Annotated in this window: 21 protein-coding genes; 13 read left to right on the top strand and 8 right to left on the bottom strand. The window is 66.1% G+C overall.

Translation table 11 applies throughout. The features are described from left to right. The first annotated feature begins 7 nt into the window (after positions 1-7). On the top strand, positions 8-655 hold the full coding sequence (locus QX041_RS02905) for a response regulator transcription factor (RefSeq protein WP_315714791.1): 648 nt from the start codon (positions 8-10) through the stop codon (positions 653-655). A 17-nt stretch (positions 656-672) separates the two neighbouring features. Here the strand turns inward: QX041_RS02905 and QX041_RS02900 are convergent, their stop codons facing one another. Then, complete coding sequence (locus tag QX041_RS02900) at positions 673-1,260, bottom strand: TetR family transcriptional regulator (RefSeq protein ID WP_316164442.1); 588 nt, start codon at positions 1,258-1,260, stop codon at positions 673-675. Next, positions 1,257-1,430 (bottom strand): hypothetical protein, encoded by a 174-nt coding sequence (locus QX041_RS02895; RefSeq protein WP_315714793.1) that lies wholly within the window; start codon positions 1,428-1,430, stop codon positions 1,257-1,259. Before QX041_RS02895 ends, QX041_RS02900 begins: the two co-directional genes overlap by 4 nt. A gap of 281 nt (positions 1,431-1,711) precedes the next feature. Between QX041_RS02895 and purB the strand changes: the two genes are divergently transcribed. Further along, complete coding sequence (gene purB, locus QX041_RS02890; protein ID WP_315826284.1) at positions 1,712-3,022, top strand: adenylosuccinate lyase; 1,311 nt, start codon at positions 1,712-1,714, stop codon at positions 3,020-3,022. A gap of 12 nt (positions 3,023-3,034) precedes the next feature. Here the strand turns inward: purB and QX041_RS02885 are convergent, their stop codons facing one another. Then, positions 3,035-5,470, bottom strand: a complete 2,436-nt coding sequence (locus tag QX041_RS02885) for a DUF2235 domain-containing protein (protein WP_315826285.1) — start codon at positions 5,468-5,470, stop codon at positions 3,035-3,037. Between the two features lie 337 nt (positions 5,471-5,807). On the opposite strand from QX041_RS02885, the gene QX041_RS02880 reads away from it, so the two are divergent. Further along, on the top strand, positions 5,808-6,350 hold the full coding sequence (locus tag QX041_RS02880) for a cytochrome b (protein ID WP_315826286.1): 543 nt from the start codon (positions 5,808-5,810) through the stop codon (positions 6,348-6,350). Between the two features lie 154 nt (positions 6,351-6,504). Here QX041_RS02880 and ftsH read toward each other — a convergent pair whose 3' ends face one another. Next, positions 6,505-8,352 (bottom strand): ATP-dependent zinc metalloprotease FtsH, encoded by a 1,848-nt coding sequence (ftsH, locus tag QX041_RS02875; protein WP_315826287.1) that lies wholly within the window; start codon positions 8,350-8,352, stop codon positions 6,505-6,507. 66 nt (positions 8,353-8,418) lie between these two features. Next, on the bottom strand, positions 8,419-9,372 hold the full coding sequence (locus tag QX041_RS02870) for a lipid kinase (protein WP_315749338.1): 954 nt from the start codon (positions 9,370-9,372) through the stop codon (positions 8,419-8,421). A gap of 577 nt (positions 9,373-9,949) precedes the next feature. Between QX041_RS02870 and QX041_RS02865 the strand changes: the two genes are divergently transcribed. The 7 genes from QX041_RS02865 (at position 9,950) to QX041_RS02835 (ending at position 17,535) form a co-directional block, all read left to right on the top strand. Continuing rightward, positions 9,950-10,927 (top strand): TerC family protein, encoded by a 978-nt coding sequence (locus tag QX041_RS02865; RefSeq protein WP_316164441.1) that lies wholly within the window; start codon positions 9,950-9,952, stop codon positions 10,925-10,927. A gap of 28 nt (positions 10,928-10,955) precedes the next feature. Continuing rightward, positions 10,956-11,909: an exopolysaccharide biosynthesis protein gene (locus QX041_RS02860; protein ID WP_410051845.1), complete on the top strand. Its 954-nt coding sequence runs from the start codon at positions 10,956-10,958 to the stop codon at positions 11,907-11,909. A gap of 241 nt (positions 11,910-12,150) precedes the next feature. Then, positions 12,151-13,896, top strand: coding sequence for a CHAD domain-containing protein (locus QX041_RS02855; RefSeq protein WP_316164440.1), 1,746 nt, complete (start codon positions 12,151-12,153; stop codon positions 13,894-13,896). Positions 13,897-13,985: 89 nt separating this feature from the next. Further along, positions 13,986-14,198, top strand: a complete 213-nt coding sequence (locus tag QX041_RS02850) for an MJ0042-type zinc finger domain-containing protein (RefSeq protein WP_315749332.1) — start codon at positions 13,986-13,988, stop codon at positions 14,196-14,198. Between the two features lie 194 nt (positions 14,199-14,392). Beyond that, positions 14,393-15,565: a M20 aminoacylase family protein gene (locus QX041_RS02845; RefSeq protein WP_315714803.1), complete on the top strand. Its 1,173-nt coding sequence runs from the start codon at positions 14,393-14,395 to the stop codon at positions 15,563-15,565. A gap of 306 nt (positions 15,566-15,871) precedes the next feature. Continuing rightward, on the top strand, positions 15,872-16,750 hold the full coding sequence (locus QX041_RS02840) for a DMT family transporter (RefSeq protein ID WP_316164439.1): 879 nt from the start codon (positions 15,872-15,874) through the stop codon (positions 16,748-16,750). Between the two features lie 53 nt (positions 16,751-16,803). Next, positions 16,804-17,535, top strand: a complete 732-nt coding sequence (locus tag QX041_RS02835) for a hypothetical protein (RefSeq protein ID WP_316164438.1) — start codon at positions 16,804-16,806, stop codon at positions 17,533-17,535. Between the two features lie 237 nt (positions 17,536-17,772). On the opposite strand, the gene QX041_RS02830 is transcribed toward QX041_RS02835, so the two are convergent. The 3 genes from QX041_RS02830 to QX041_RS02820 form a co-directional block, all read right to left on the bottom strand. Further along, complete coding sequence (locus QX041_RS02830; RefSeq protein WP_316164437.1) at positions 17,773-18,792, bottom strand: NAD(P)-dependent alcohol dehydrogenase; 1,020 nt, start codon at positions 18,790-18,792, stop codon at positions 17,773-17,775. Between the two features lie 153 nt (positions 18,793-18,945). Then, positions 18,946-19,128, bottom strand: coding sequence for a hypothetical protein (locus QX041_RS02825; RefSeq protein WP_315749324.1), 183 nt, complete (start codon positions 19,126-19,128; stop codon positions 18,946-18,948). A 25-nt stretch (positions 19,129-19,153) separates the two neighbouring features. Beyond that, positions 19,154-20,008 (bottom strand): HWE histidine kinase domain-containing protein, encoded by an 855-nt coding sequence (locus QX041_RS02820; protein WP_315714808.1) that lies wholly within the window; start codon positions 20,006-20,008, stop codon positions 19,154-19,156. A gap of 500 nt (positions 20,009-20,508) precedes the next feature. Between QX041_RS02820 and QX041_RS02815 the strand changes: the two genes are divergently transcribed. The 3 genes from QX041_RS02815 to QX041_RS02805 all read left to right on the top strand — a co-directional run bounded on the left by QX041_RS02815 (position 20,509) and on the right by QX041_RS02805 (position 21,968). Then, positions 20,509-20,922, top strand: a complete 414-nt coding sequence (locus tag QX041_RS02815) for a hypothetical protein (protein WP_316164436.1) — start codon at positions 20,509-20,511, stop codon at positions 20,920-20,922. Positions 20,923-21,088: 166 nt separating this feature from the next. After that, positions 21,089-21,274 carry a hypothetical protein gene (locus tag QX041_RS02810; RefSeq protein WP_315714985.1) on the top strand — a complete coding sequence of 62 codons (186 nt, stop codon included), beginning with the start codon at positions 21,089-21,091 and terminating at the stop codon, positions 21,272-21,274. Positions 21,275-21,431: 157 nt separating this feature from the next. Further along, positions 21,432-21,968, top strand: coding sequence for a thermonuclease family protein (locus tag QX041_RS02805; protein ID WP_315714986.1), 537 nt, complete (start codon positions 21,432-21,434; stop codon positions 21,966-21,968). Positions 21,969-21,974 lie beyond the last annotated feature (6 nt).

The following is a 21,974-nucleotide window of genomic DNA, read 5'->3' as shown; positions in this document are numbered from 1 at the left end:
TACGGGGATGCCCGAGCGCACAGGCATTTCGATCCTGCTGGTCGACGACCACCCGGTGGTCCGGCAAGGCTATCGCCGCGTGCTGGAGAGCCAGGACGGGTTTCGAGTCATCGCCGAGGCCGACAGCGCCGCGGCGGCCTATGCCGCGTTCAAGGCGCATGCGCCCGACGTGGTCGTGCTCGACATCTCGATGAAGGGCGCCAGCGGGCTGGAGGCGATCCGCAATATCCGCGCTCGCGACAATCGCGCCTGCATCCTCGTGTTCTCGATGCATGGCGAGGCGCCGTTGGTGAAGGCGGCGTTCGCCGCCGGCGCGAGCGGCTTCGTCACCAAGAGCAGCGAGCCGTCGGCGCTGGTCCGTGCCATCCGCATGGTGATCAGCGGGGAGCGCGCGCTCAGCGACGACGTCGCCCATGTGCTGGCCGCCGACAGTCTCGATCCGCAGCAGACCGTGCTCGACCGGCTCGGCGAGCGTGAGATCGAAATCCTGCGCCAGTTCGCGTCGGGCCTGACCACCGAGCAGATCGCCACGAACCTGCACCTCAGCGTCAAGACGGTGCAGAACTATCATTATCTGGTGAAGGCCAAGACGGGACTGCAGACGGATGCGCAGCTGGTGCGGCTGGCGGTGACCAGCGGGCTGACGGATTTGTAGCCCGGATGAGCGCGCGCCTAGCGCGCCTGAAGTCCACGGAGCAGCAGGGTCAGCACGGCATCGACGCGGGCCGAGCAGGTGCATTCGCCCCATTCCTCAGCGTGGGCGGGATGATGGAAGCTTCGGGTCGCGTCGAAGATCGCCGCGGCCGCGGTCTTGGGATCAGCGACATCGAACGTCCCCTGCGCGACCCCCTCAGCGATCATGCCCTCGACCTGGGCGATCAGGTTCTGCTTGTGCGCCTTGACCACCGAGCACGCCTCGCGCGCCAGGGTGAGATAGGTCGCGAACATCTCCGGATCTTCACAGACCCGTTTCTGCTTGGCGCCGAACAGCTCGCGCAGCCAGCGCTCCAGCTTCGCCGGCGCCGGTCCCGGCTCGGCCGCGATCTGCGCCAGCGGCGCGCTGACCCGCTCGAGCCAGCGCTTGGCAACCGCCTCGCGCAGCGACGCCTTGCTCGGAAAGTGACGGTAGACGGAGCCGTGGCTGACATCGAGCGCTCTCGCGACGTCGACGACCGTCGCTTTGGCGAGCCCATAACGGCGCAACACGTCCTCGGTGACTTCGAGGATGCGCTCGGATGTCAGAACCACGGCCTCATTCATGCGTGCACCATATCGGCGTCGGACGTATTCGCCTTGATCTGGATCGTCTCAGCCTGGTCGGCGGACGATGGCGCGCGAAACCTGGTGGCCTGGGCCTCCAGGTGACGCGCGACCTGGAGATTCAGCCAGTCCTGAAATTGTGAGTGCAACAATCGCTTTTCAATCTTCATCGAAGCGGTCCTTCGCAGTTGAAACCGCTGAACCCAAGGTCAGACAGTGGAAGTTGGTCTTAAGCAAGATGGCAGGATCGACATACACCATCGCGCTGACAGATTTCAATATCTGTCAGCTCGATTTTTTGAAAATGGTATTATGATCCGGTAACGGCATGCCGAGCGGCCGGAAAGACCGCCGTTTGTGTCGATCCGGCCGCTCTGGTAAAGCGCGGCGTAAAATGCCGGCGCGGACGCCTGGTCCCGCCCACCTTCCCTCCCGCCTCGGAGCGCCGTCGATGATCCCCCGCTATTCCCGTCCCGAAATGGCCTCGATCTGGGAGCCGCAGACCCGGTTCAAGATCTGGTTCGAGATCGAGGCGCATGCGGCGGACGCGCTGGCGGAGCTCGGCGTGATCCCGAAGGAGGCCGCCAAGACGATCTGGGCCAAGGCCAAGGACGCCACCTTCGACGTCGCCCGCATCGATGAGATCGAGCGCGAGACCAAGCACGACGTCATCGCCTTCCTGACCCATCTCGCCGAGATCGTCGGTCCCGAGGCGCGCTTCGTGCACCAGGGCATGACGTCATCGGACGTGCTCGACACCTGCCTCAACGTCCAGCTCACCCGTGCGGCCGACCTGCTGCTCGCCGATCTCGACCGCGTGCTGGCGGCGCTGAAGACGCGCGCCTTCGAGCACAAGATGACGCCGACCATCGGCCGCTCGCACGGCATCCACGCCGAGCCGGTGACGTTCGGTCTCAAGCTCGCTTATGCCTATGCCGAATTCTCTCGCGCGCGCGAGCGCCTGGTCGCCGCGCGGAAGGAAGTCGCGACCTGCGCGATTTCCGGCGCCGTCGGCACCTTCGCGCAGATCGATCCGCGGGTGGAGGAGCACGTCGCCAAGGCGATGGGCCTCAGCCCCGAGCCGATCTCGACCCAGGTGATTCCGCGCGACCGCCACGCGATGTTCTTCGCGACCCTTGGCGTCATCGCATCGTCCGTGGAGCGCCTGGCGACCGAAGTGCGCCATCTGCAGCGCACCGAGGTGCTCGAAGCCGAGGAGTTCTTCTCGGAGGGCCAGAAGGGCTCGTCGGCGATGCCGCACAAGCGCAATCCGGTGCTGTCGGAGAACCTCACCGGTCTCGCCCGCATGGTGCGCGCCTATGTGACGCCCGCGATGGAGAACGTCGTGCTCTGGCACGAGCGCGACATCTCGCACTCCTCGGTCGAGCGCATGATCGGCCCCGATGCCACCGTCACGCTCGACTTCGCGCTGATCCGCCTCGCCGGCCTGATCGAGAAGCTCCTGGTCTACCCGGCCAACATGGAGAAGAACCTCGACAAGCTCGGCGGCCTCGTCCACTCGCAGCGCGTGCTCATCGCGTTGACCCAGAAGGGCGCGAGCCGCGAGGACTCCTACAGACTGGTCCAGCGCAACGCGATGCCGGTCTGGCGCGGCGAAGGCGACTTCCGCACCCTGCTCAAGGCCGATGCTGACGTGAAGAAGTACCTGACCGACGCCGAGATCGACGAGCAGTTCGACCTCGGCTATCACCTCAAGCACGTCGACACGATCTTCCGGCGCGTGTTCGGCAGCGCCGAGTGACGGCGCGCGCCGTCACAGCTTCTTGAGCGAGACGGCCGCATTGCCCTTGTTGTTGAAATAGAACCGGTACAACAACCAGGGAAATAGGATGGAGGTGTCGTTGACGTAGACGAACACCTCCCCATCGCTGCGTGCGGTGAACTCGGCCGTCCAGCGGCTACTGCCGGGTGCTTCGGGTCGGAATGTGGGGAGATGCTCCTCCAATCCCGTGCTGCCCACCCGCACGATGGGCGCGAACCAGTTCGACCAGATCAACCGCTTGAACGGCACGCCCGGTAGCTGCGTCCAGGTCCCGTAACCAAAACCGGCCGGGGATGCAGGGATGCTGCCGTCGCTCCATCCCTCTCCGACATCGAGCGTGATCTGATACGTCTCGTCCTGCGCCACGCTAAGCGCTGTCGGATAGCAATGGTGGCGCGTCTCGAACAACGGCCGGATACTTCCATTGTGCCATGCGCCGATCTCTGTCTCGTTGACCTCGGTCGGCCTCAGTGTTGCCTTGCAGAACAGACCGGCCGTGTTGGCCGCGCCGAACGCCAGCCACCAGAACAGCCAGAACATGATGCCGGTCGGGAAGATCCACGATTTCAGGACGTAGAAACCGGCAACATACCAGCCCTGGCGTCGCAGCGAATAAACCGTCGCGCGCCAGCCGGTCACCGGCTTGTGCCGGGATGGATCGTTCCAGGCGATGCGTGCGGCGTCGCGGATCGTTCGCTGCAGTGAGGTGCCCCACGCCGTCAAGCCGAGCGCAGCGGCCACACCGACCACCAGCAAACCCGGCGAATCCCGAAACGCGACGAACCATGGGTCGAGAAATTTGGGCAAGAAGGCTGCCGCTCCGTTGACCAGCGGATTTACCAGCCCATGCAAGGGCTCATAAAGCACGCGCGGCCAATAGATGACGAAATATGGGATCGCCGCGACGAACAGCAGCGCGAACATGGTGGCGAAATAGACCACGCGGCGCAGCCAGACCCAATTCCAGACATCGTCCTGCACCCGCGTCCGCGCGTGCCCGTGATCGAGCGGATGCAGCGCATCGACCGGCGTATCGGTCTCATCCGTGACGCGGTAAGCGGCGGGTACGACCACCGGTGCATAGTGATCGGGACCCGACCCAATGCGTTCGAACACGGTGCGGTGGATCGTCGGCTTCACCGGCGGCAGAGGTGGCTGCGGCAGGCTCGGATGCAGATCGTCAGCAAGAAGCCCGGTCTGGGCCTTGAACGGCGAATGAAGCAGCCACTTGATGCGACTGACATCGTACCGGAGCGATAGCTTGTAGGGCGGCGCGTCATAGATCTCGCGCAGATTGCGCGGCTTGTAGCGGTAGTAGGCCGCAAGCCCCTTGCGCGAGTCGTTCAGCGTGTCGAGCGGATCGATCTCGGGATCGTAGAGCAGCCTGCGCCGCCCGTCGAGATAGACGAGACCATAGGCCTGGGCGCGGTCGAGCATCCAATCGAGCGTCACATAGGAAAGGCCATCCTGCGGATAGCCGCCGCCGATGTCGGAATGCACGCCGGTAAACCACACCTGGCTGATGCGCTCGCGGTCACGTGGCGGCAGATCGGTGCGCAGATGCGGCGGCGGCTCGGCCAGTTTCGCAGCCGCGCTGCGCGGATCGTGGTCGATGCCGAACAGCCAGTCCTTCTTGTCACTGCGGCCTGAAACAGCCTCGTCCCGTCCCCACACATAGCGCTCATCCCAGATCACCGGGCGGAAGGCGTCACGCTCCTCCTCGATCGCGAGGGCGTGGCAAGCGCGATGGATCTTGGAATTCATGAACTGGTCCGGCATCGACAGCGGCCAGATCCAATAGTCAATGGCGCGCGTCATCTCCTCGATCGGCCCGCCGTAGGCGTCAACGGTGTCCCAAATGCCGACGAAATGCACGCTCTCGACCTCGACTGCTGGCGGAGCCTGCAGCGCCACGCCCTGCACTCTGCGCAGCGTTCTAATTCCCCAGTCGCGCACTCCGCGCAGGTCCAGGCCGATCTTGCCGAGATATCTGAGAATTCCGCTATTGTAGCGACGCCGATAGCGGCGATAGGCGTCTGCGGCGAACCGGGCGAGATCGGCTTCATTGTCGTCGTAGGCGACGAGCCCCTGCCCCGCGATCATTGCCGCCACGATACGGATGGTGAAGGCACCGCGGCTGAACCCGAAGCAGTAGATGCGGTCGCCCGGCTTGTAGTTGCGACAGCAGAAGCTGTAGATCGCAATCACATTCCGCTTCAGGCCGAAGCCGAAGATGCCGCCGAGGGCTGCGAACAGCTTGAAGGAGGACGTTCCGACGCCATCGTCATAAAAGGCGACTTGCCGGCGCGGATCGCGCAGGTCCAGCAGCTGGAACAGGCGCCAGACATTGGTCTTGAACACGGCCTTGGCGCTGTTGCCGGTCCCGTCCGACAACAGCACGATGTTCTTTGCAACAGGATTGGACACGAGGCCCCCCGACCAGAATGCCGGCAGGGAGATTGGTCCGCAATTGCAGGAAAATCAAGGCACAATCCCTGCGCGAGCCCGCAGGACCACCCGCTCAGTTCTCAGCACCGCCCGTCATCCGCAAGGCAACATCGTCGCTTGATCCAATGCGGTCATCGAACGGGGGACGGCTTATCGAGGCGCGACTGACAGAGCGGCACGCATGGAATCACTCAAAAATGATCAGCAGATGCCTTTGTGCGGTTGTCCGACATCTCGTCGTCGACCTCTGATCCTTCGACAGAGGTCAGATCCGCGACTAAGCAGGTCGCCGGAATTCACCACTGACGAGCCCGACATGCCCGAGACGATCGCGAGCTACGATCCCCTGCTGCGATGGATTCATTGGGCGACCGCCCTGCTGTTCATCGCAGCGATGCTGATCGGGCTGTATTGCGGCCTTCAGCCGGCCGGGACGTCGCCGCGGCGGGAGCTGCTGGAGGTTCACAAATCGCTCGGCGTCACGCTGTTTATGCTGGCCATTATCCGCGTGATCGTGCGGGCTCGCACCACGGCGCCGGCCGCTCCGGCCACGTTCGGACCGATGGTCCGCGCGCTGTCGCAGCTCAATCATTGGGCGCTCTATGCGCTGCTGCTGATCATGCCCGTCACCGGCTACATGTTCTCGTCGGCCGGCGGCTACTCGCTGCGCTATTTCGGGACCTTCAGCTGGCCGCGCCTGTTCGCCGGCGACAGGACGATCGCCCATGCCGGCGAGATCACGCATGATACGCTGGCCTATCTGGTCTATCTCGTGGTCGGCCTGCACATTGCGGCCACGCTCTGGCACGCGTTTGTCAAGAAGGACGAGGCGCTGGCCCGGATGTGGCCGCGGCGGTGAGCGTGGCCGCCGTAGGGTGGGCAAAGCAGCCGCCGTCAGCCGGCAGCGTGCCCATCGTCGTGCGGCGAGCTCATTGCCAAGACGATGGGCACGGCGCTACACAATCCCGATCGTGGAGACCGCACGGCCGCGCCTTTGCTCCCCGACTCGACAACTATATCGGCTTCGCTGCCACAACGAGATCGCCGGCGCGCTGGTCCTGCTTCAGCAGGGCGGCGAGCTCGCTCTCGTCGAGCGTCTCCTTGACCAGCAGGCGGCGCGCCGCGCGCTCCAGCACGTCGCGCTTGTCCTGGAGCAGCTTGCGGGTGCGCTCCAGCGCGTTCGTCACGATCGCACGCACCTCGGCGTCGATCGCATCCCCTGCGGCCTCGCCATACTCGGCGCTGCGTGAGACGCCCGGCGCAAGAAACGACTGGTTGTCGCGCTCATAGGCGACCGAGCCCAGTTGCTCCGACATGCCGTAGCGGGTCACCATCGAGCGCGCGATGTCGGTGACGCGGCGCAGATCGTCGGCGGCGCCCGTCGACAGATGGCCGTAGACCACGAGCTCCGCGGCGCGGCCGCCGAGCAGCACCGCCATCTTGTTCTCGAGCTCCTCGCGCGTCATCAGGAAGCGATCTTCCGTCGGGCGCTGGATGGTGTAGCCGAGCGCGCCGACGCCGCGCGGGATGATCGAGACCTTGTGCACGGGATCGGTGCCCGGCAGGCTCATCGCAACGATCGCGTGCCCCATCTCGTGATAGGCGACGATCTCGCGCTCCTTCGGATTGAGCAGCCGGTTGCGCTTCTCCAGACCGGCGACGATGCGCTCGATCGCATTGTTGAAATCGTCGAGCGTGACCTCGTCGGCGCCGCGCCGCGTCGCCAGCAAGGTCGCCTCGTTGACGAGGTTGGCGAGATCAGCGCCGGTGAAGCCGGGCGTCAGCGCCGCGACCTTCTCCGGATCGACGTCGGCGGCGAGCTTGGCCTTCTTCAGATGCACCTGCAGGATCTGGATGCGACCCGGCTTGTCGGGCCGGTCGACCAGCACCTGGCGGTCGAAGCGGCCGGCCCGCAGCAGCGCCGGATCGAGAATCTCCGGCCGGTTGGTCGCCGCGAGCAGCACGAGACCGGTCGAGGAATCGAAGCCGTCGAGCTCGACCAGCAACTGGTTCAAGGTCTGCTCCTTCTCGTCATGGCCGCCGGCGAACGGGCCCATGCCGCGGGCGCGGCCGAGCGCATCGAGCTCGTCGATGAAGATGATCGCGGGCGCCTTGGCGCGGGCCTGCTCGAACAGGTCGCGCACGCGCGCGGCACCGACGCCGACGAACATCTCGACGAATTCCGAGCCCGAGATCGAGAAGAATGGCACGCCGGCCTCGCCCGCGACCGCCTTGGCGAGCAGCGTCTTGCCGGTGCCGGGCGGGCCGACCAGCAGCACGCCCTTGGGCATGCGGCCGCCGAGACGGCCATAGGATTTCGGATCCTTCAGGAACGAGACGATCTCGCGCAGTTCGTCCTTGGCCTCGTCGACGCCGGCAACGTCGTCGAAGCGAACGCCCGTGTTGGATTCGACGTAGACCTTGGCCTTGCTCTTGCCGATCTGCATCAGGCCGCCGCCGAGCCCGCCGGCGCCGCCCATCATCCGGCGCGACAGCCAGTACCAGACGCCGAAGAACAGCGCGATCGGCATCACCAGCGAGAGGATGTCGCCGAGGATGTTGCTCTCGACGCGGCCGGTGAAGGTGACGTTGGCCTTGCTGAGCTCCTTGGCGAACTCCTGGTCGACGCGCGTCGTCGCGAAGCGCGACTGGCCGCTGGGCAGCGGCTCCTTCAGCGTGCCTTCCAGGTAGTTCTCGGAGACGCCGACCTCCTTCACCTTGCCGGCTGCGAGCAGGTCCTGGAATTGACTGTAGGGAATGACGGCGACCTGGCGATAGCTCGTCCACGCATTGTGGATCATCATCGCGACGAAGATCGCGACGATTGCGTACCAGAGATTGAAGCGGGTCTGCTTGGTCATGGGTCTCTCAATCGGGTGATCAGTCGAAATCGAGTGTCCGCGAACGGCGGATCAAGCGGCCGCGCGTCAGGTGCGGTCCTGCGCTGCGACCTCGGGCACGAACACCGTGACCGCACGCGGCAGCACGGAGAAGCGCGCCGGCGTGAAGGTGACGAGCTCGCCATCGGCATTGATCCGGCGCGGACGGCGCGTGCGGATCTCGAACGATGTATCACGCGAGGCCCGCACCTCCTGCCACAGGCCGTGGCGGCCTTTGCGGAAGTCATAGGCCATCGCCAGCAGCTTCCAGATGCGGCCGATCTCCAGCGAATACAGATCGAGATGGGAATCGTCGATCTCGGCGCGGTGATCGACCGCCATGCCGCCGCCGTAGTAGCGGCCATTGCCGACCGCGATCTGCAGTGTCTTCACCCGCACCGCGCCGTCGGACGATACGATCATCGCGCGGAACGGCCGTGCATTGGTCAGCACCTTCAGCGCCGTGAGCGCATAGCCGAGCCGGCCGAACCTCCGCTTGGTTTCCTTGGTCAGCTGCCGCGCGAGCTCGGCGCTCAAGCCGAGGCTGGCGACGTTGAAGAACGGGTGCCCGTTGACCTCGCCGAGATCGATCCGGCGGCGATGGCCGGCCGCAATCACATCGACCGCGGCCTCCATATCCGCCGGCAGGCCAAGCGTGCGGGCAAGGTCATTGGCGGTGCCGGCCGGAATGATGCCCAGCGGCAGGCCGGTCTTGAGCAGTGCGGGCGCAGCCGCGTTCAGGCTGCCGTCCCCCCCGGCGACGACGACCGCCTCCGCATCGTCGGCATGTGCTTCGATCCACGGCGCCACCTCGCGCGGACTATGCGGCGCCGAGATCACGAGATCATAGCCGGCTGCGCTCAGCCGCGACACGGCAACGCCGGCCGCTTCGCCGCCGGAGCGGCTGCCGCGATTGATGATCATCAAGAGGCGGCGCGTTGCCACGGCCGGGCGCGACGGCGGCGCCTTCGCGATCGATACCTGGTCACCCCCCGTGGTCACGATTGTCTCCCGTACACAAAATGCCAGCGCGCTCCAGCACGCAGGTTCCATACAAAGTGGCGAGCAGGCGCTCCGGTTCCATCACGATCACCGCCGCCCCTCCAGGCGATGCCGGGAGGTTTGAGCGGGGTAACGATTGTTGGGATGGTGATGTGGGGGCGAGAGCCGCAAGGCCCGATAGCAACAAGCGACGCGTGGGGCCGCATCTCGTCAAACTCCTCAATAGCGCCCGAAGTGCGCAATACCGCCAGCGGCAGCGGTCATGAAAGAGAGTCCGACATCATAGTCTCACGGACTATCAGAGGGGCCCGGATCTCCGGCCCTCTGGAATTAGTTCACCGCCGCACGGCCGCAAGACGGCCGCCGGGCAGCAGACACTCTGTCGCACCTCGCCGTTCATCTTGCTGAACGCAGATGCGAACGGCGGGCTCTTGAAAACCGCAGGCTCTTGAAAACCAATCGGCAGACACATACGTCCGTCGCCTACCCCTGGTCCGGGCCCCTCTGGTGAAGCTGCCGGTGCGCTCACGATGTCGGACCTGACATCAATCTCACCGGCTTGAAAGAGGGACCCGTCGTGGAATTCCTGCTCATCGCGTTTGCCGGCAAGCCCGTCTGGATGTGGCTCGCCTTCCTCGCAATCGTGCTCGCCCTCCTCGTCTTCGATCTCGGCATCCTCCATCGCAAGACGCGCGAGATCTCGGTGCGCGAGAGCCTCGTCATGAGCGGCATCTACATCATGCTCGCCCTCGCCTTCGGCGCCTGGATGTGGTGGCAAATCGGCGCCGAGGCCGGCACCGCCTATCTCACCGCGTTCACGATCGAGAAGGCGCTGGCGATGGACAACGTCTTCGTCATCGCCATGATCTTCAGCTACTTCTCGATCCCGCGCGCCTATCAGCACCGCGTGCTGTTCTGGGGCATCGTCGGCGTCATCGTGCTGCGCGCGATCATGATCGGGCTCGGCGCCGCGATCGTCGCCCAGGCGAGCTGGGTACTCTATCTGTTCGCGCTGTTCCTGGTCGCGACCGGCATCAAGATGCTGGTGTTCACGGACACGCCGCACGACATCGGCGCCAACCCGGCGCTGGCCTGGGTGCGCCGCCGCTTCGACGTCACCGACCGCCTGCACGAAGAGCGCTTCTTCGTGCGCCAGCCTGATGCGCGCGGCAAGCCGACCTGGTTCATGACGCCGCTGTTCCTGGCGCTGATCCTGATCGAATTTGCCGACGTCATCTTTGCGGTCGACTCGGTGCCCGCGATCTTCGCGATCTCGACCGACCCCTTCGTGGTCTACACGTCGAACATCTTCGCGATCCTCGGCCTGCGCGCGCTCTATTTCGCGCTTGCCGCGATGGTGGATCGCTTCCAGTATCTCAAGCTGGCGCTGGCGGCGGTGCTGATCTTCATCGGCTCGAAGATCTTCCTGGCCGACCTGCTCGGGCTGGAGAAGTTTCCGCCCGCGATTTCGCTCGGCATCACCTTCAGTCTGCTCGGCGCAGGTATCGCGTACTCGCTATGGAAGACGCGGCCTGCGGTCGAGCCGATGAAGTGAGGCCGATCAGAGGACATGAGGTTGCTGCGTGACAATGAATGATGTCACATCCGACGACGAGGACTCCTCGGCGCCGCGCCGTCACAACGGGCCGATCAGCCGCCGGCTGCTCGCGATCGCCCGGACGGTGCGGTCCGAGGAGCCGTCGATCGGCGAGTTGTTCGACCGGCTGGAATCGGAAGGTCTTGGCCTGACCCTGCTGCTGCTGACCCTGCCGGCGCTGATCCCGTTGCCGGGCCCATTCGGCATGGTGTTCGGCACCTTTGTCGCGCTGGTCGCGCTGCAGATCCTGTTCGGCGCCGAGCGGCTATGGCTGCCCGAACAGTTGCGCCGCCGGCCGGTGCCGCAGCGGCTGCTGCGCAAGATAATCCGCGCCGGTCTCGACTGGGCGGGCTATGCCGAACGCGGCCTGCGCGAGGACCGGCTGGTCTGGCTGACCGGCCGGCCGGCGCGGATGCTGCTCGCGCTGCCGCTGCTTCTGATGGCGGTCACCATCATCCTGCCGATCCCGATGGGCAACGTGATGCCGGCGCTGGCGCTGATCGCCGCCTCGATCGGCTTCATGGCAGGCGACGGCCTCGCCGTGCTGGTGTCGATCCTGATTGCGATGGCTGCGGTGGTCTGGACTGCCGTTCTGCTCTACACCGGCGCCGCAGCAGCCGACTATGCCGCAACTCTCCTGGCCCGCTTAGCTGTGCATCTGCGGGCGATGCTGGAAAGCGTCGGTGTCGATCTCGGCTTTGCCGCAGGCGTGACAACCGTATTTGCAGTGGTAACCGGCATCGCTGCGCTTGCCTTCTGGGTGCAGGCGGTACGCCACCGGCGCAGCCGGCGCGCATCCTTCGATCCGGCGCAGGATCCGCGCGAGCGCTCCCGCGCGCTGGCGCGTCGCGGCCGCGGCCTCGTGGCCGCCGCAAGCATTGCGACCACCGCAGCCGCCGTCTTCATCGCCACGCGTTTCATGCTCACCGGCTCGATCTGAAGTTCCGCCTGTGGCGGCGCGGCCGCACGACGGTGCATTGCGGCTGCGACGGACATATCTTCGTGAGCACCTGCCGGCCGGAAGCGCGAGCACTTGTCATTGAAGCAGCAACAAAAAATGCGACCGGTAAGCTCTGGCGCGTCGCGCATCGTCGACGGCCTGCGAGAAATGCCACTGTCCCTTTGTGCCGGCTGCAGCTATACGAGAGATGACTGTCATTAAACGGTTACAGAATCGACACATGCCCGATTCGAACGCACCGGCGTCGATCCACGGCAGTGGCCATGCGGTCGGCGTGCGGGAGAGTGGTGAGTCGGCGAGCAGCGATCCCGGTGGCGCCGCCGATCGCTTGACTGCGCAGCACCTAGCCGATCACGCGGCCACGCAGGAGGATGCCGCAGCGCTTGGCGTGGAGGTCGCGGCGCCGTCCTTGCCGGATCCGGCGGCCGGCAGCGGCCACGAGATCGAGCTGAAACTCCTCGTCGCGCCCGATCAACTCGCCGGCTTCAACAACGCACCGGTCGTCACCGCGCATGCGCGCAACAAGGGCTCGCGCAAGCATCTGACATCGGTCTACTACGACACGCCGAAGCGCACGCTGTGGAAGAACGGCTTCACCTTGCGGGTGCGCCAGAGCGGCTCGCGCTTCGTGCAGACCGTGAAAGAGCAGCACAGCGACGACCCGCTCAAGCGCGGAGAGTGGGAGGCCAGCGTCAGCTCGCTGGCGCCAGATCCGGTGCTGGCGGCCGCGCTGCTGCCGGAGGAGCTTCGCTCCGCGCTGGCCGAGGCAACGCTCGAGGCGGTGTTCACGACCGACGTGCATCGTCACGCGCGCATGCTCGACTTGCCCGGTGCGACCATCGAGATCGCGTTCGACAGCGGTGTCATCAAGGCCGGCGAGCACCGTGAGATCGTGAGCGAGATCGAGCTGGAGCTCAAGAGCGGCAACCCCGCCGCCATCTACGAGATCGCACAGCGCATCGCCGATCACGGACCGATCAGACCTTCGATCCGCAGCAAATCCGCGCGCGGTTTCGACCTCGCAGCCGGAGCAGCGCCGGGGGCCGAAAAGCCGCCCAAGCTGCGCCTCGATCCGGCGGTGTCTCTCGACGAGAGCTTCGCCCTCGTCCTGCGCGGCGGCCTGCATCATCTGCTGCAGGCCATGCCTGCGGCAGAGGACGGACGCGATACGGAAGGCGTGCATCAGTTGCGGGTGGCGCTGCGCCGCCTGCGCGCCGCGTTGCACCTGATGCGGCCGCTCGGGACCTCGGCGACGCTCGACGGTCTCGAGGCGGATGCGCGCTGGCTGGCACAGAGCCTCTCGGCGGCGCGCGACCTCGACGTGTTCCTGACCGATACGCTGCCCGAGATCGCCGAGGCCTGCCCCACTGTTGCAGGCTTCGACTCGCTCCGGGCGCTCGCCGAGCGGCGGCGCGATCTCGCCTATCGCACGCTGCGCATCGCGCTTGCCGAGCGCCGCTGCGCCGCTTTCGTGCTCGGCCTCGGCGAATGGATCGAGACCCGCGGCTGGCGCAACGACGTCTCCCCCGACGATCTCCGACGCCTCGCGGCGCCCGCGATCGATTTCGCCGGGCCTGTCCTGTCGGAGCGCCACCAGAAGGTGCTCAAGCGCGGCCGCCGCTTCAAGAAGCTGTCGGCCGAGCGGCGCCACCGGCTGCGTCTCGCGCTGAAGAAGCTGCGCTACAGCATCGACTTCCTGCTGCCGCTCTACGGCGCGAGCAAATCGGCGAAGAAATATGCCAGGACGCTCGCCGGCTTCCAGGAACAGCTTGGCCACTACAACGACATGGCGGTCACCGCCGGCGTGATCGAGACCCTCGGCACCGCCTCCACCGAGGCGGCGATCGCGGCCGCCGCGATCACCGGCTGGCAGTCGCATGCCATGGCCGGCGTGGAGGAGCCGTTGCGCGAGGCGTGGCGCGCCTTCACCAAGGCGCCGACGCCATGGCAGGCCGAGGAGGCGTGACGACCGGACGCGGTGACGTCGGTTCATGGACCTGGACCGCATTGATCTGGTTCAAGGCGTCTGGTCGAGCTGTTTGGGAGCGTGATCTCATGAAGATATCCAGCGTGACGTGTCCCCATTGCCGTGCCGCCTACGAGATCGCGGAATCGACCTCCGCCATTGGCGCTGCCGGGCGGTTCGACTGCGGCGTCTGCGGCACGCCATTGGCGGCGTGGGACGAGCCGAAGCTGCGGGCCTTCCGCCTGGAGGTACCACCCGAGCGCAAATATCCCCGCGTGCCGGCCCCCGCCCCGCTCACCTGACTCCCGTTCCGCAATCCGGAACGCCCGGCGTGGTCCGTCGAGGTGACCGCGCATCCGCGCATGGCGCCATGGCCGGCGGCAACTTGCCTGGCTTTTTTGACCGGGTCATAGTCGGTCACCGCGCGGTGCTGCCGGCTGGCTTGGCCGCATCCACTGCAGCGTCCCGATCCACTTCAGCGAGTCATCCGGTCCTCATGCCCATCCTCAACAGCATCGCCGCGCTCTCCGACGAAATGGCCGCTTGGCGCCACGACTTCCACGAACATCCCGAGCTGCTGTACGAGGTGCATCGCACCGCCGGCATCGTCGCCGACAAGCTGCGCGCATTCGGCTGCGACGAGGTGGTGACGGGCATCGGCCGCACCGGCGTGGTCGGCGTGATCCGCGGCCGCAAGTCGGCCTCCGGCAGGACCATCGGCCTGCGCGCCGACATGGATGCGCTCCCGATCGAGGAAACCTCTGGCGTTCCCTACGCCTCGAAGACGCCGGGCCTGATGCACGCCTGCGGCCACGACGGCCACACCGCGATGCTGCTGGGCGCTGCGAAATATCTCGCCGAGACCCGCAATTTCGACGGCACCGCCATCGTCATCTTCCAGCCGGCCGAGGAAGGCGGCGCCGGCGGCAAGGCGATGGTCGATGACGGGCTGATGACGCGCTGGGGCATCCAGGAGGTCTACGGCATGCACAACATGCCGGGCGTGCCCGAAGGCCATTTCGAAATCTCGCCCGGCGCGATGCTGGCCTCGGCTGATGCGATCCACATCAAGGTCACCGGCAAGGGCGGCCATGGCGGCGCCGGCCCGCACCGGGCGGTCGACAGCATCCTGATCGCCTCGCAGATCGTCAACGCGCTGCAGTCGATCGTCGCCCGCAACGTCGATCCGTTGAAGTCGGCGGTGATCTCGGTGTGCTCGATCCATGGCGGCACCACCTTCAACGTGATCCCCGAGACGGTCGAGATGCTGGGCACCGTGCGCACGCTCGATCCGGAGATCCGCGATCTCGTCGAGAGGCGTATCGTCGAGGTCGCCGAGGCCACCGCGCGCGCCTATGGCGGCTCGGCCGAGGCGATCTACGAGCGCAAATATCCGGTGACGATGAATCACCCTGCGCAGGCGGCTTTCGCCGCCGACGTCGCCCGCGACGTCGCCGGCGCTGAGCGTGTCAACGACCGCGCCATTCCGCTGATGGGCGGCGAGGATTTCGCGTTCATGCTGGAGGCGCGTCCGGGCGCCTTCGTGTTCCTCGGCATGGGCCCCGGCAACGAGTGCCACCACCCGGCCTACCGCTTCAACGACAACATCCTCAGCGCCGGCGCATCGTACTGGGTGAAGCTGGTCGAGAAGAGCATGCCGGCGAACTGATCGGAGCGACCGCGCAAGCTCGCAACGGCGTCATTGCGAGGAGCCGTAGGCGACGAAGCAATCCAGGATCTTCATCGGATCGCCAGTCTGGATTGCTTCGCTCCGCGCTCCGCTCGCAATGACGGGTGTGGCTGACATCGCCGGCCCCACAGGCTCCGTCATCGCGAGCGCCAGCGAAGCGATCCAGGGACGCTATGCACCGATCGGAATGGCTTCGGCTTCCTTCCACGAACAGTTCGCCCCGTATCGAAACATCACGCGCCGCCGCCCGGCTAGGAGAAGCCATTCTCCCGCCCGCGAGGCACCATGCAGAGCCGCTCCGATCTCACGACAGAATTCGCCCTCCTGCTCGTTCTGTCCACCTTGTGGGGCGCCTCATACACCTTCATCAAGATCGGCGTCGAAACCATTCCGCCGCTGACCCTGATCGCCGCGCGCACGCTGATTGCGGGGCTGCTGCTGGCCGCGATCATCCGCAGCCGCGGCCTCGCTTGGCCGCGTGACCGGACGATTTGGCGTCGCTTCGTGATCCAGGCCGGTCTCAACAGCGTCGTGCCATTCACGCTGATCGCCTGGGCCGAGCGCACCGTCGAGGCGGGTCTTGCGACGATCCTCAACGCGACCTCGCCGATCTTCACCTTCCTGCTGACCGCGCTGGTGACGCACCACGAGCCTGTCACCCTGCGCAAGCTGGTCGGCGTCGCCGCCGGACTCGCCGGCACCTGCCTCATCGTCGGCACCGAGGCGCTGGGCGGGCTTGGCCGCGAGCTGTGGGCGCAGATTGCGATCGTCGCCGCCACCATCTGCTATGCCGGTGCGGCGATCATGGGAAAGAGCTTCAAGGGACTCGATCCGATGTTGCCGGCCGCGGGATCGCTGCTGTCGGGCGCCGCGGTGCTGATCCCGCTTGCGCTGGTCGTCGACCATCCGTGGACGCTGGCACCGTCACTGCGCTCGGTGCTGGCGCTGGTCGCGCTCGCGACCGTCTCGACTGCGGCCGCGATGGTGATCTATTTCCGCCTGGTGCAGACGCTCGGCTCGATCGGCGTTGCGATCGCCGTGGCCGGGCTCGGCGAGCACCTCGCGCCGACCGCCTGGATCGGCCTCACCTGTGTCCTCATTGGTGTGATCGCGATGACGCTGCCCGCGCGCAAGAAGCCGACAGGCGATCCGATCCAAGGTTGACCGCACGCACCAGCGCTGCTTTGAACCCAAAGCGGCAACGCTGGATCAATAAAATGCAATGCATCTTCGTTTTGCTTCTTGTCGCGCTGGCAACCACGATTGGTCCGGCCGCGGCCTCGGCCGACATCCCCTACGCGATGTCGGAGCATCCTTCACAAGACGGCCGCTGCAAAGGAGACACCGGCAAGGCCGACCTCGACCGCGACGAGCAGGCCTGCCTCGCTCAGTTGAACGATGTCGTCAGGCGCAACGGCAAGTCGCTGGAAATCACATTCAAGGATGGTTCCACCAGAAGCTACGTGACCCGACTTCCGGATGACCTACCCGGACATGAGGACGACTCGGTCGAGTACAAGCTCGTCGGCTACTTTCCGGAGCACGAACTCCTGCTGATCGAGATCGGCTATTGGGAAGGCGTGCAATGGATGCTGCTCTGGCTCAATCGCGGCATCGAGACCAAGATCCATTCGCCGCCGCACGCCTCGCCAAGCCGCCGCTGGCTGTTTTCGGTCTGCTCCAGCGAAGGTCCCTCCGGCTGCGGCAACGGGATGGAGATCGTTGCCGCGCCGTTCGACCTCAAGCTGGGGGGCTGGTCCTATCTCACCCCTGACGACGACTACACCTTCTACGAGTTCGACGGCTGGGACGGCGACGACCGCGTCAAGCTCATCGCCACCTTCAAGGTCGGCACCGAGATGAAGCCATTCCCGGCCTCTGTCGAACGCAGCAACGGCCGCTGGCAATTGAAGCTGCCAAAACAGCACCGCAAACCGCCACGTCATTAGCAGCCCGTTTCTCTCGCCGTCATTCCGGGGCGGCGCGCAGCGACGAGCCCGGAATCCATAACCACGACTGTGCATGTGGCGAAGACGAGCATACCGGCCAGCTCGCGTCGCACAGCATCCTGTGGCTATGGATTCCGGGCTCGCGCCGCTGCGCGACGCGCCCCGGAATGACGGCGGAGAGAGTGAGGCTAAGAGTGCTGCCCTGCTTCGATGACGCAGTCGCCGACAGCAGCGTGGTCACTCATCCCCGATCGCGATCGTCACCTTGCCGAGATGCGCGCCGCTCGCCATGTAGTGGAACGCCTCGCGCGCCTCGCTGAACGGAAACACGCGGTCGACCACCGGCTTCACCTGATGCAGCGTCAGCGCGTTCGCCAGCGCCTGGAGATCGTCGACCGAGCCGACCGTGACGCCCTGCAGCTGCTGCTGCTGCATCACCATCAGCGGCAGCCGCAGCTCCGAGGCCGGCGCACCGGCGAGCACGCCGATGAAGGCGATGGTGCCGCCGATCCGGGTGGCGCGGATCGACTCGTTCAAGGTGCCGACGCCGCCGACCTCGACCACGAGATCGACGCCCTGCCCGGTGATCTCGCGCGCCTTCTTGCCCCAGTCCGGCACCTGCTTGTAGTTCAGCGTGACATCGGCGCCGAGCGCCTTCAGCCGCGCGATCTTGGCTTCACTCGACGACGTCGCGATCACCCGCGCGCCGGCCATCTTCGCGATCAGCAGCGCAAAGATCGAGACGCCGCCGCTGCCTTGCGTCAGCACGGTGTGGCCGGGCCTGATGCCGCCGAGCTTGATCACCGCGCTCCAGGCGGTGACGCCGGCGCACGGCAATGTCGCGGCCTCGACGTCGGTGAGATGCGCCGGCGTCCGCACCAGCGCGTGCATGGGAAACACCCGATACTCCGTCAACGTGCCGTCGACGGCGCCGCCCAGCGCCGCACGCATCTTCGCTTCGCTCGGCTCGCCGCCGGTCCAGCTCTCGAAGAAGCTGCCGATGACTCGGTCGCCGGTCGCGAATGCTGTGACGCCCTCACCGACCGCCTCGACCACGCCTGCGCCGTCGGACAGCGGCACCAGCGGAAATTTCTGCCGCGAGCCGTAGCCGCCCCTCACCGTGATCAGGTCACGATAGTTGATGCTCGCCGCCGTCAGCCGCACCAGCACCTCGCCCCTCCCCGGCTGCGGCACGGGCTTGTCGACCAGCGCCAGCGCATCGATTCCGCCGGGCCCCTGCAGCTCGTAACATTGCATCCGATGTCTCCCGCCCAAGCGGCGTCGCCGCTTCGTTGTTCTGCCGGGAATGGTGAAGCGTTTCGTGCCGGCGATCAAGCCGAGCCTCGTTCCGCGCGGCGGACAGACAACGCGAACGCAACGCAAATCCGATGGTCGCGGCGCCGCCGGCTCTCAGTCATCGATCAGCGGGATCACGACATGGTTCAGCACATATTCCGTGCCAACCCAGGTAATGGTGAGTGCCAGCAGCAGCAATCCAGCCAGCAGCAGCATGTCGCGCCGTTCCATCGAACACATACGCAGCAACGCCGCTGCGCGTTTCGCATCGCAGCCATGCCACGCGCCGCGAGACATGCGACGCCTGCGAGGAACCGGGCCTTCACATCGCCGCGTCGAACCTGATCCGGCAGACCAGACCTTCGTCGCGATAATCCTGCTCGATGCTGCCGCCGATCGCCGCAAGGCTCGCACGGATCATGCGCGTGCCGAAGCCCTCTTTCCCGGGCGGCTCGATCGGGTGCGGACCGAGCTCGCGCCAGGCCACGCTGCCGCGGCCGCCCTCCTGCGCGATCTGGACCTCGAGTCGTCCACCCTGGCCGCGCAGCGCGCCGTATTTGACGGCGTTGGTCGCAAGTTCGTGGAACACCAGCGCGAGATTACGCACCGCTTCCGGTCCCAACGGCATGTCCGGGCCGTCCACCGTCACGGCGCCGGAGGCGCGATACGGCTGCAGCTCGACGTCGAGCAGCATGCGCAAGGTCATCAGGCGGTGGTCCGACCAGGCGAGACTGTTGGCGCGCGCGACGGCGTCGAGCCGCAGCGCGATCGCTTCCCCTTTGGCGCGATCCTCGCCCGACAGGCTCGATCTGACGATCGCCTGAAACAACGCGAGCTGATTGTTCACGCGATGTCTCAGCTCGCCGAGCAGCAACTCGCGCGCATGCTCGCTGCGCTTCAGCTCCATCAGCGCGCCGCGACAGAGATGCCCGAGCCAGATGATCAGCGCCGCGGTGCTCAGGAATCCGACGAGGTTGATCGCCTCGGCATGATCGGGACGATCGGTGAAGCCGACGAGCACCACGGTGGCAGACAGCCAGGCGGCAAAAATGGCCGCGGGAATGCCGCCGAGCAGCGCGGCGAACACCACCGCAGGGTAGAACGTCGCGTAGGGCAGCGTCGCGCCGGCATAGTCCAGCCCGATCCGGCCCGCGGTCGAAATCGCGACGGCGAGCATGGTGAGCAGAAACGTGGTCGCCGACCACTGTCTGCCCCGAACGATCCAATCTGAGAAACTCCGACCCGCGCGCACGATTGACCCCGAGCGCAAGGTCTATCGCCGGACGCCTGCAGGAACAAGCTGAAGCAACTGCCGCATGGGCGCAAAAATTTTAGGAACTTTTGCCGCGCCGTTGCGTTTGACGGCCCTGTTGCGCCAGACGGAACGCATCATGCCGCGTGGTGGGAGAAGCGACCGCTGCGCCGCCACCGGCAAGCGTGACTACATGGCCCCTGCGCCCCCAGCGCCTCTGCTCGACACCATCAGTGCTACTCCGCGTCGCGTCGGCGCAGCACGAATGCTGGACGTTGCATGATGAGCTCGTCGCCGGCTGCGCCGATGAACTGAAAGACAACGGTATCGGAACGCTGCACGCGAGAGAGCTTGTATCCGGCGCCTCTTGCTGCGCTAACCCTAGCGGCTTGCCGCTGAGCGCCGCAGCGTCGATCATGGCGGTCATGACGACGAAATCGCGCGAGAGACTCTACGGTGCCGGCATCCGCATCGCGCAGGAGCAGGCCGCGCGCGCGCGCAAGGAAGCGGATCGTCTAGCCTGCGACGCCTGGAACAAGCGGATGCTCGGCTACAAGGGACCGGCGCAGCCGTCGCCGCTGCTCGGCGACGCGCTCAACGCGGGCTATTACTATCTCGAAGTGCGCTGCCTCGGCTGCGACACCAATCAGACCGTTGCGCTCGACATCATCAGGCGCGCCAAGACGACGCCAATCCATGAACTCGAGCGCTACATGCGCTGCCAGGACTGCTCGCGGCTGCGCGGTCGTCCCTACAAGCGCAGCGCGCTGGTGGCATTGCGCGCGACCAAGATCTCGGCCGCGCATCCGGCCTCGACATGGTGGCCCGGTGAACGATAGACAGTCGAATGCCGAGCGTCGCGTCATCTCGCATCCCCATAGAGGTACTCCGATCAGGCGCTGACGGCGCCGCTCGAAAAAATGCATGGACACCCGGAACAATCATGACGATCCGTTGTTTCGAAAACTTGCCGGCGCGGCAGGGAAGCGGAACATGTCAGAGTTGATGACCCAGCCGGACAAGCTGCGGGCCGACGCAGCGGAATGCGCCCTCATTCGTGATCTCGCCACCGACCGCGACAAGCGCGAGCTGTTCGCGCGCCTGGCCGAGCATCTGAGCATGCTCGCCGCCGAGGTCGAGCACGCGGCGCGCGCACGGGATGGGCACGCAGAGAATGCGAGCCTGCGCTGAACCGCGACGCTCGCCGGACGAACTGCGCCGATTGCGCTCCGCTGCTGTTGCGGTGCTCGCCACACAATCGCGCACCTCCCATTCGCTATAGATCGGGATGATCCGCGATCGATTCGCGCAGCGAGCGATCACGCCCCTCTCAGCGCCACAGGTGCCGATCTTGCGACGTCTCCTCCCCCGTCTCGCCTGCCTCGTTCTGCCGCTTCTCCTCGCTTTCCCCGCCACAGCCGCTGAGCTCGTCGGCCGCGTCAGCATCGTCGATGGCGACACGCTGGACATTCACGGCGAACGGATTCGCCTGTGGGGCATCGACGCGCCCGAAAGCGCGCAGCTCTGCCGCGGCCGCGACCGCAAGCCATATCGCTGCGGCGCGCTGGCCGCCAACACGCTGGACGCGTTCACGCGCAGCAAGGTTCTGCGCTGCCTGCCGGTCGATGGCGATCGCTACGGCCGCATCGTCGCGCGTTGCGCCGCCGGCGCGACGGATCTCGGCCAGTTCATGGTGTCGCGCGGGCTTGCGGTCGAGGAGCCGCAATATTCGCGCGGCGTTTACACCGCCGATCAGCGCGCCGCCCGCCGCGCCGGCCGCGGCATCTGGTCGGGCCGCTTCATCGCGCCGCCGCTCTATCGGAGCTGCATGCATGCCGGCGGTACGACGTCGGTGTGCTCGGACGGCGGGATCGGCTGGCGGTGAGCGCCG

This window comes from Bradyrhizobium sp. SZCCHNRI2009 (assembly GCF_032485115.1).
In the GTDB taxonomy this organism is placed as follows: domain Bacteria; phylum Pseudomonadota; class Alphaproteobacteria; order Rhizobiales; family Xanthobacteraceae; genus Bradyrhizobium.
Note: the sequence above shows the minus strand (reverse complement) of the source record. Positions and strands in the feature narration are given on the sequence as shown.

Excerpts from the sequence above, each read along its gene's own strand:
- QX041_RS02810 (WP_315714985.1), top strand. The coding sequence starts at position 21,089 with ATGACCCAGCCGGACAAGCTGCGGGCCGACGCAGCGGAATGCGCCCTC.
- QX041_RS02895 (WP_315714793.1), bottom strand. The coding sequence starts at position 1,430 with ATGAAGATTGAAAAGCGATTGTTGCACTCACAATTTCAGGACTGGCTG.
- QX041_RS02850 (WP_315749332.1), top strand. The coding sequence starts at position 13,986 with ATGAAGATATCCAGCGTGACGTGTCCCCATTGCCGTGCCGCCTACGAG.
- QX041_RS02900 (WP_316164442.1), bottom strand. The coding sequence starts at position 1,260 with ATGAATGAGGCCGTGGTTCTGACATCCGAGCGCATCCTCGAAGTCACC.
- purB (WP_315826284.1), top strand. The coding sequence starts at position 1,712 with ATGATCCCCCGCTATTCCCGTCCCGAAATGGCCTCGATCTGGGAGCCG.
- QX041_RS02820 (WP_315714808.1), bottom strand. The coding sequence starts at position 20,008 with ATGCTCGCCGTCGCGATTTCGACCGCGGGCCGGATCGGGCTGGACTAT.
- QX041_RS02845 (WP_315714803.1), top strand. The coding sequence starts at position 14,393 with ATGCCCATCCTCAACAGCATCGCCGCGCTCTCCGACGAAATGGCCGCT.
- QX041_RS02815 (WP_316164436.1), top strand. The coding sequence starts at position 20,509 with ATGACGACGAAATCGCGCGAGAGACTCTACGGTGCCGGCATCCGCATC.
- QX041_RS02835 (WP_316164438.1), top strand. The coding sequence starts at position 16,804 with ATGCAATGCATCTTCGTTTTGCTTCTTGTCGCGCTGGCAACCACGATT.
- QX041_RS02855 (WP_316164440.1), top strand. The coding sequence starts at position 12,151 with ATGCCCGATTCGAACGCACCGGCGTCGATCCACGGCAGTGGCCATGCG.
- QX041_RS02880 (WP_315826286.1), top strand. The coding sequence starts at position 5,808 with ATGCCCGAGACGATCGCGAGCTACGATCCCCTGCTGCGATGGATTCAT.
- QX041_RS02830 (WP_316164437.1), bottom strand. The coding sequence starts at position 18,792 with ATGCAATGTTACGAGCTGCAGGGGCCCGGCGGAATCGATGCGCTGGCG.
- QX041_RS02905 (WP_315714791.1), top strand. The coding sequence starts at position 8 with ATGCCCGAGCGCACAGGCATTTCGATCCTGCTGGTCGACGACCACCCG.
- QX041_RS02840 (WP_316164439.1), top strand. The coding sequence starts at position 15,872 with ATGCAGAGCCGCTCCGATCTCACGACAGAATTCGCCCTCCTGCTCGTT.
- ftsH (WP_315826287.1), bottom strand. The coding sequence starts at position 8,352 with ATGACCAAGCAGACCCGCTTCAATCTCTGGTACGCAATCGTCGCGATC.
- QX041_RS02825 (WP_315749324.1), bottom strand. The coding sequence starts at position 19,128 with ATGTCTCGCGGCGCGTGGCATGGCTGCGATGCGAAACGCGCAGCGGCG.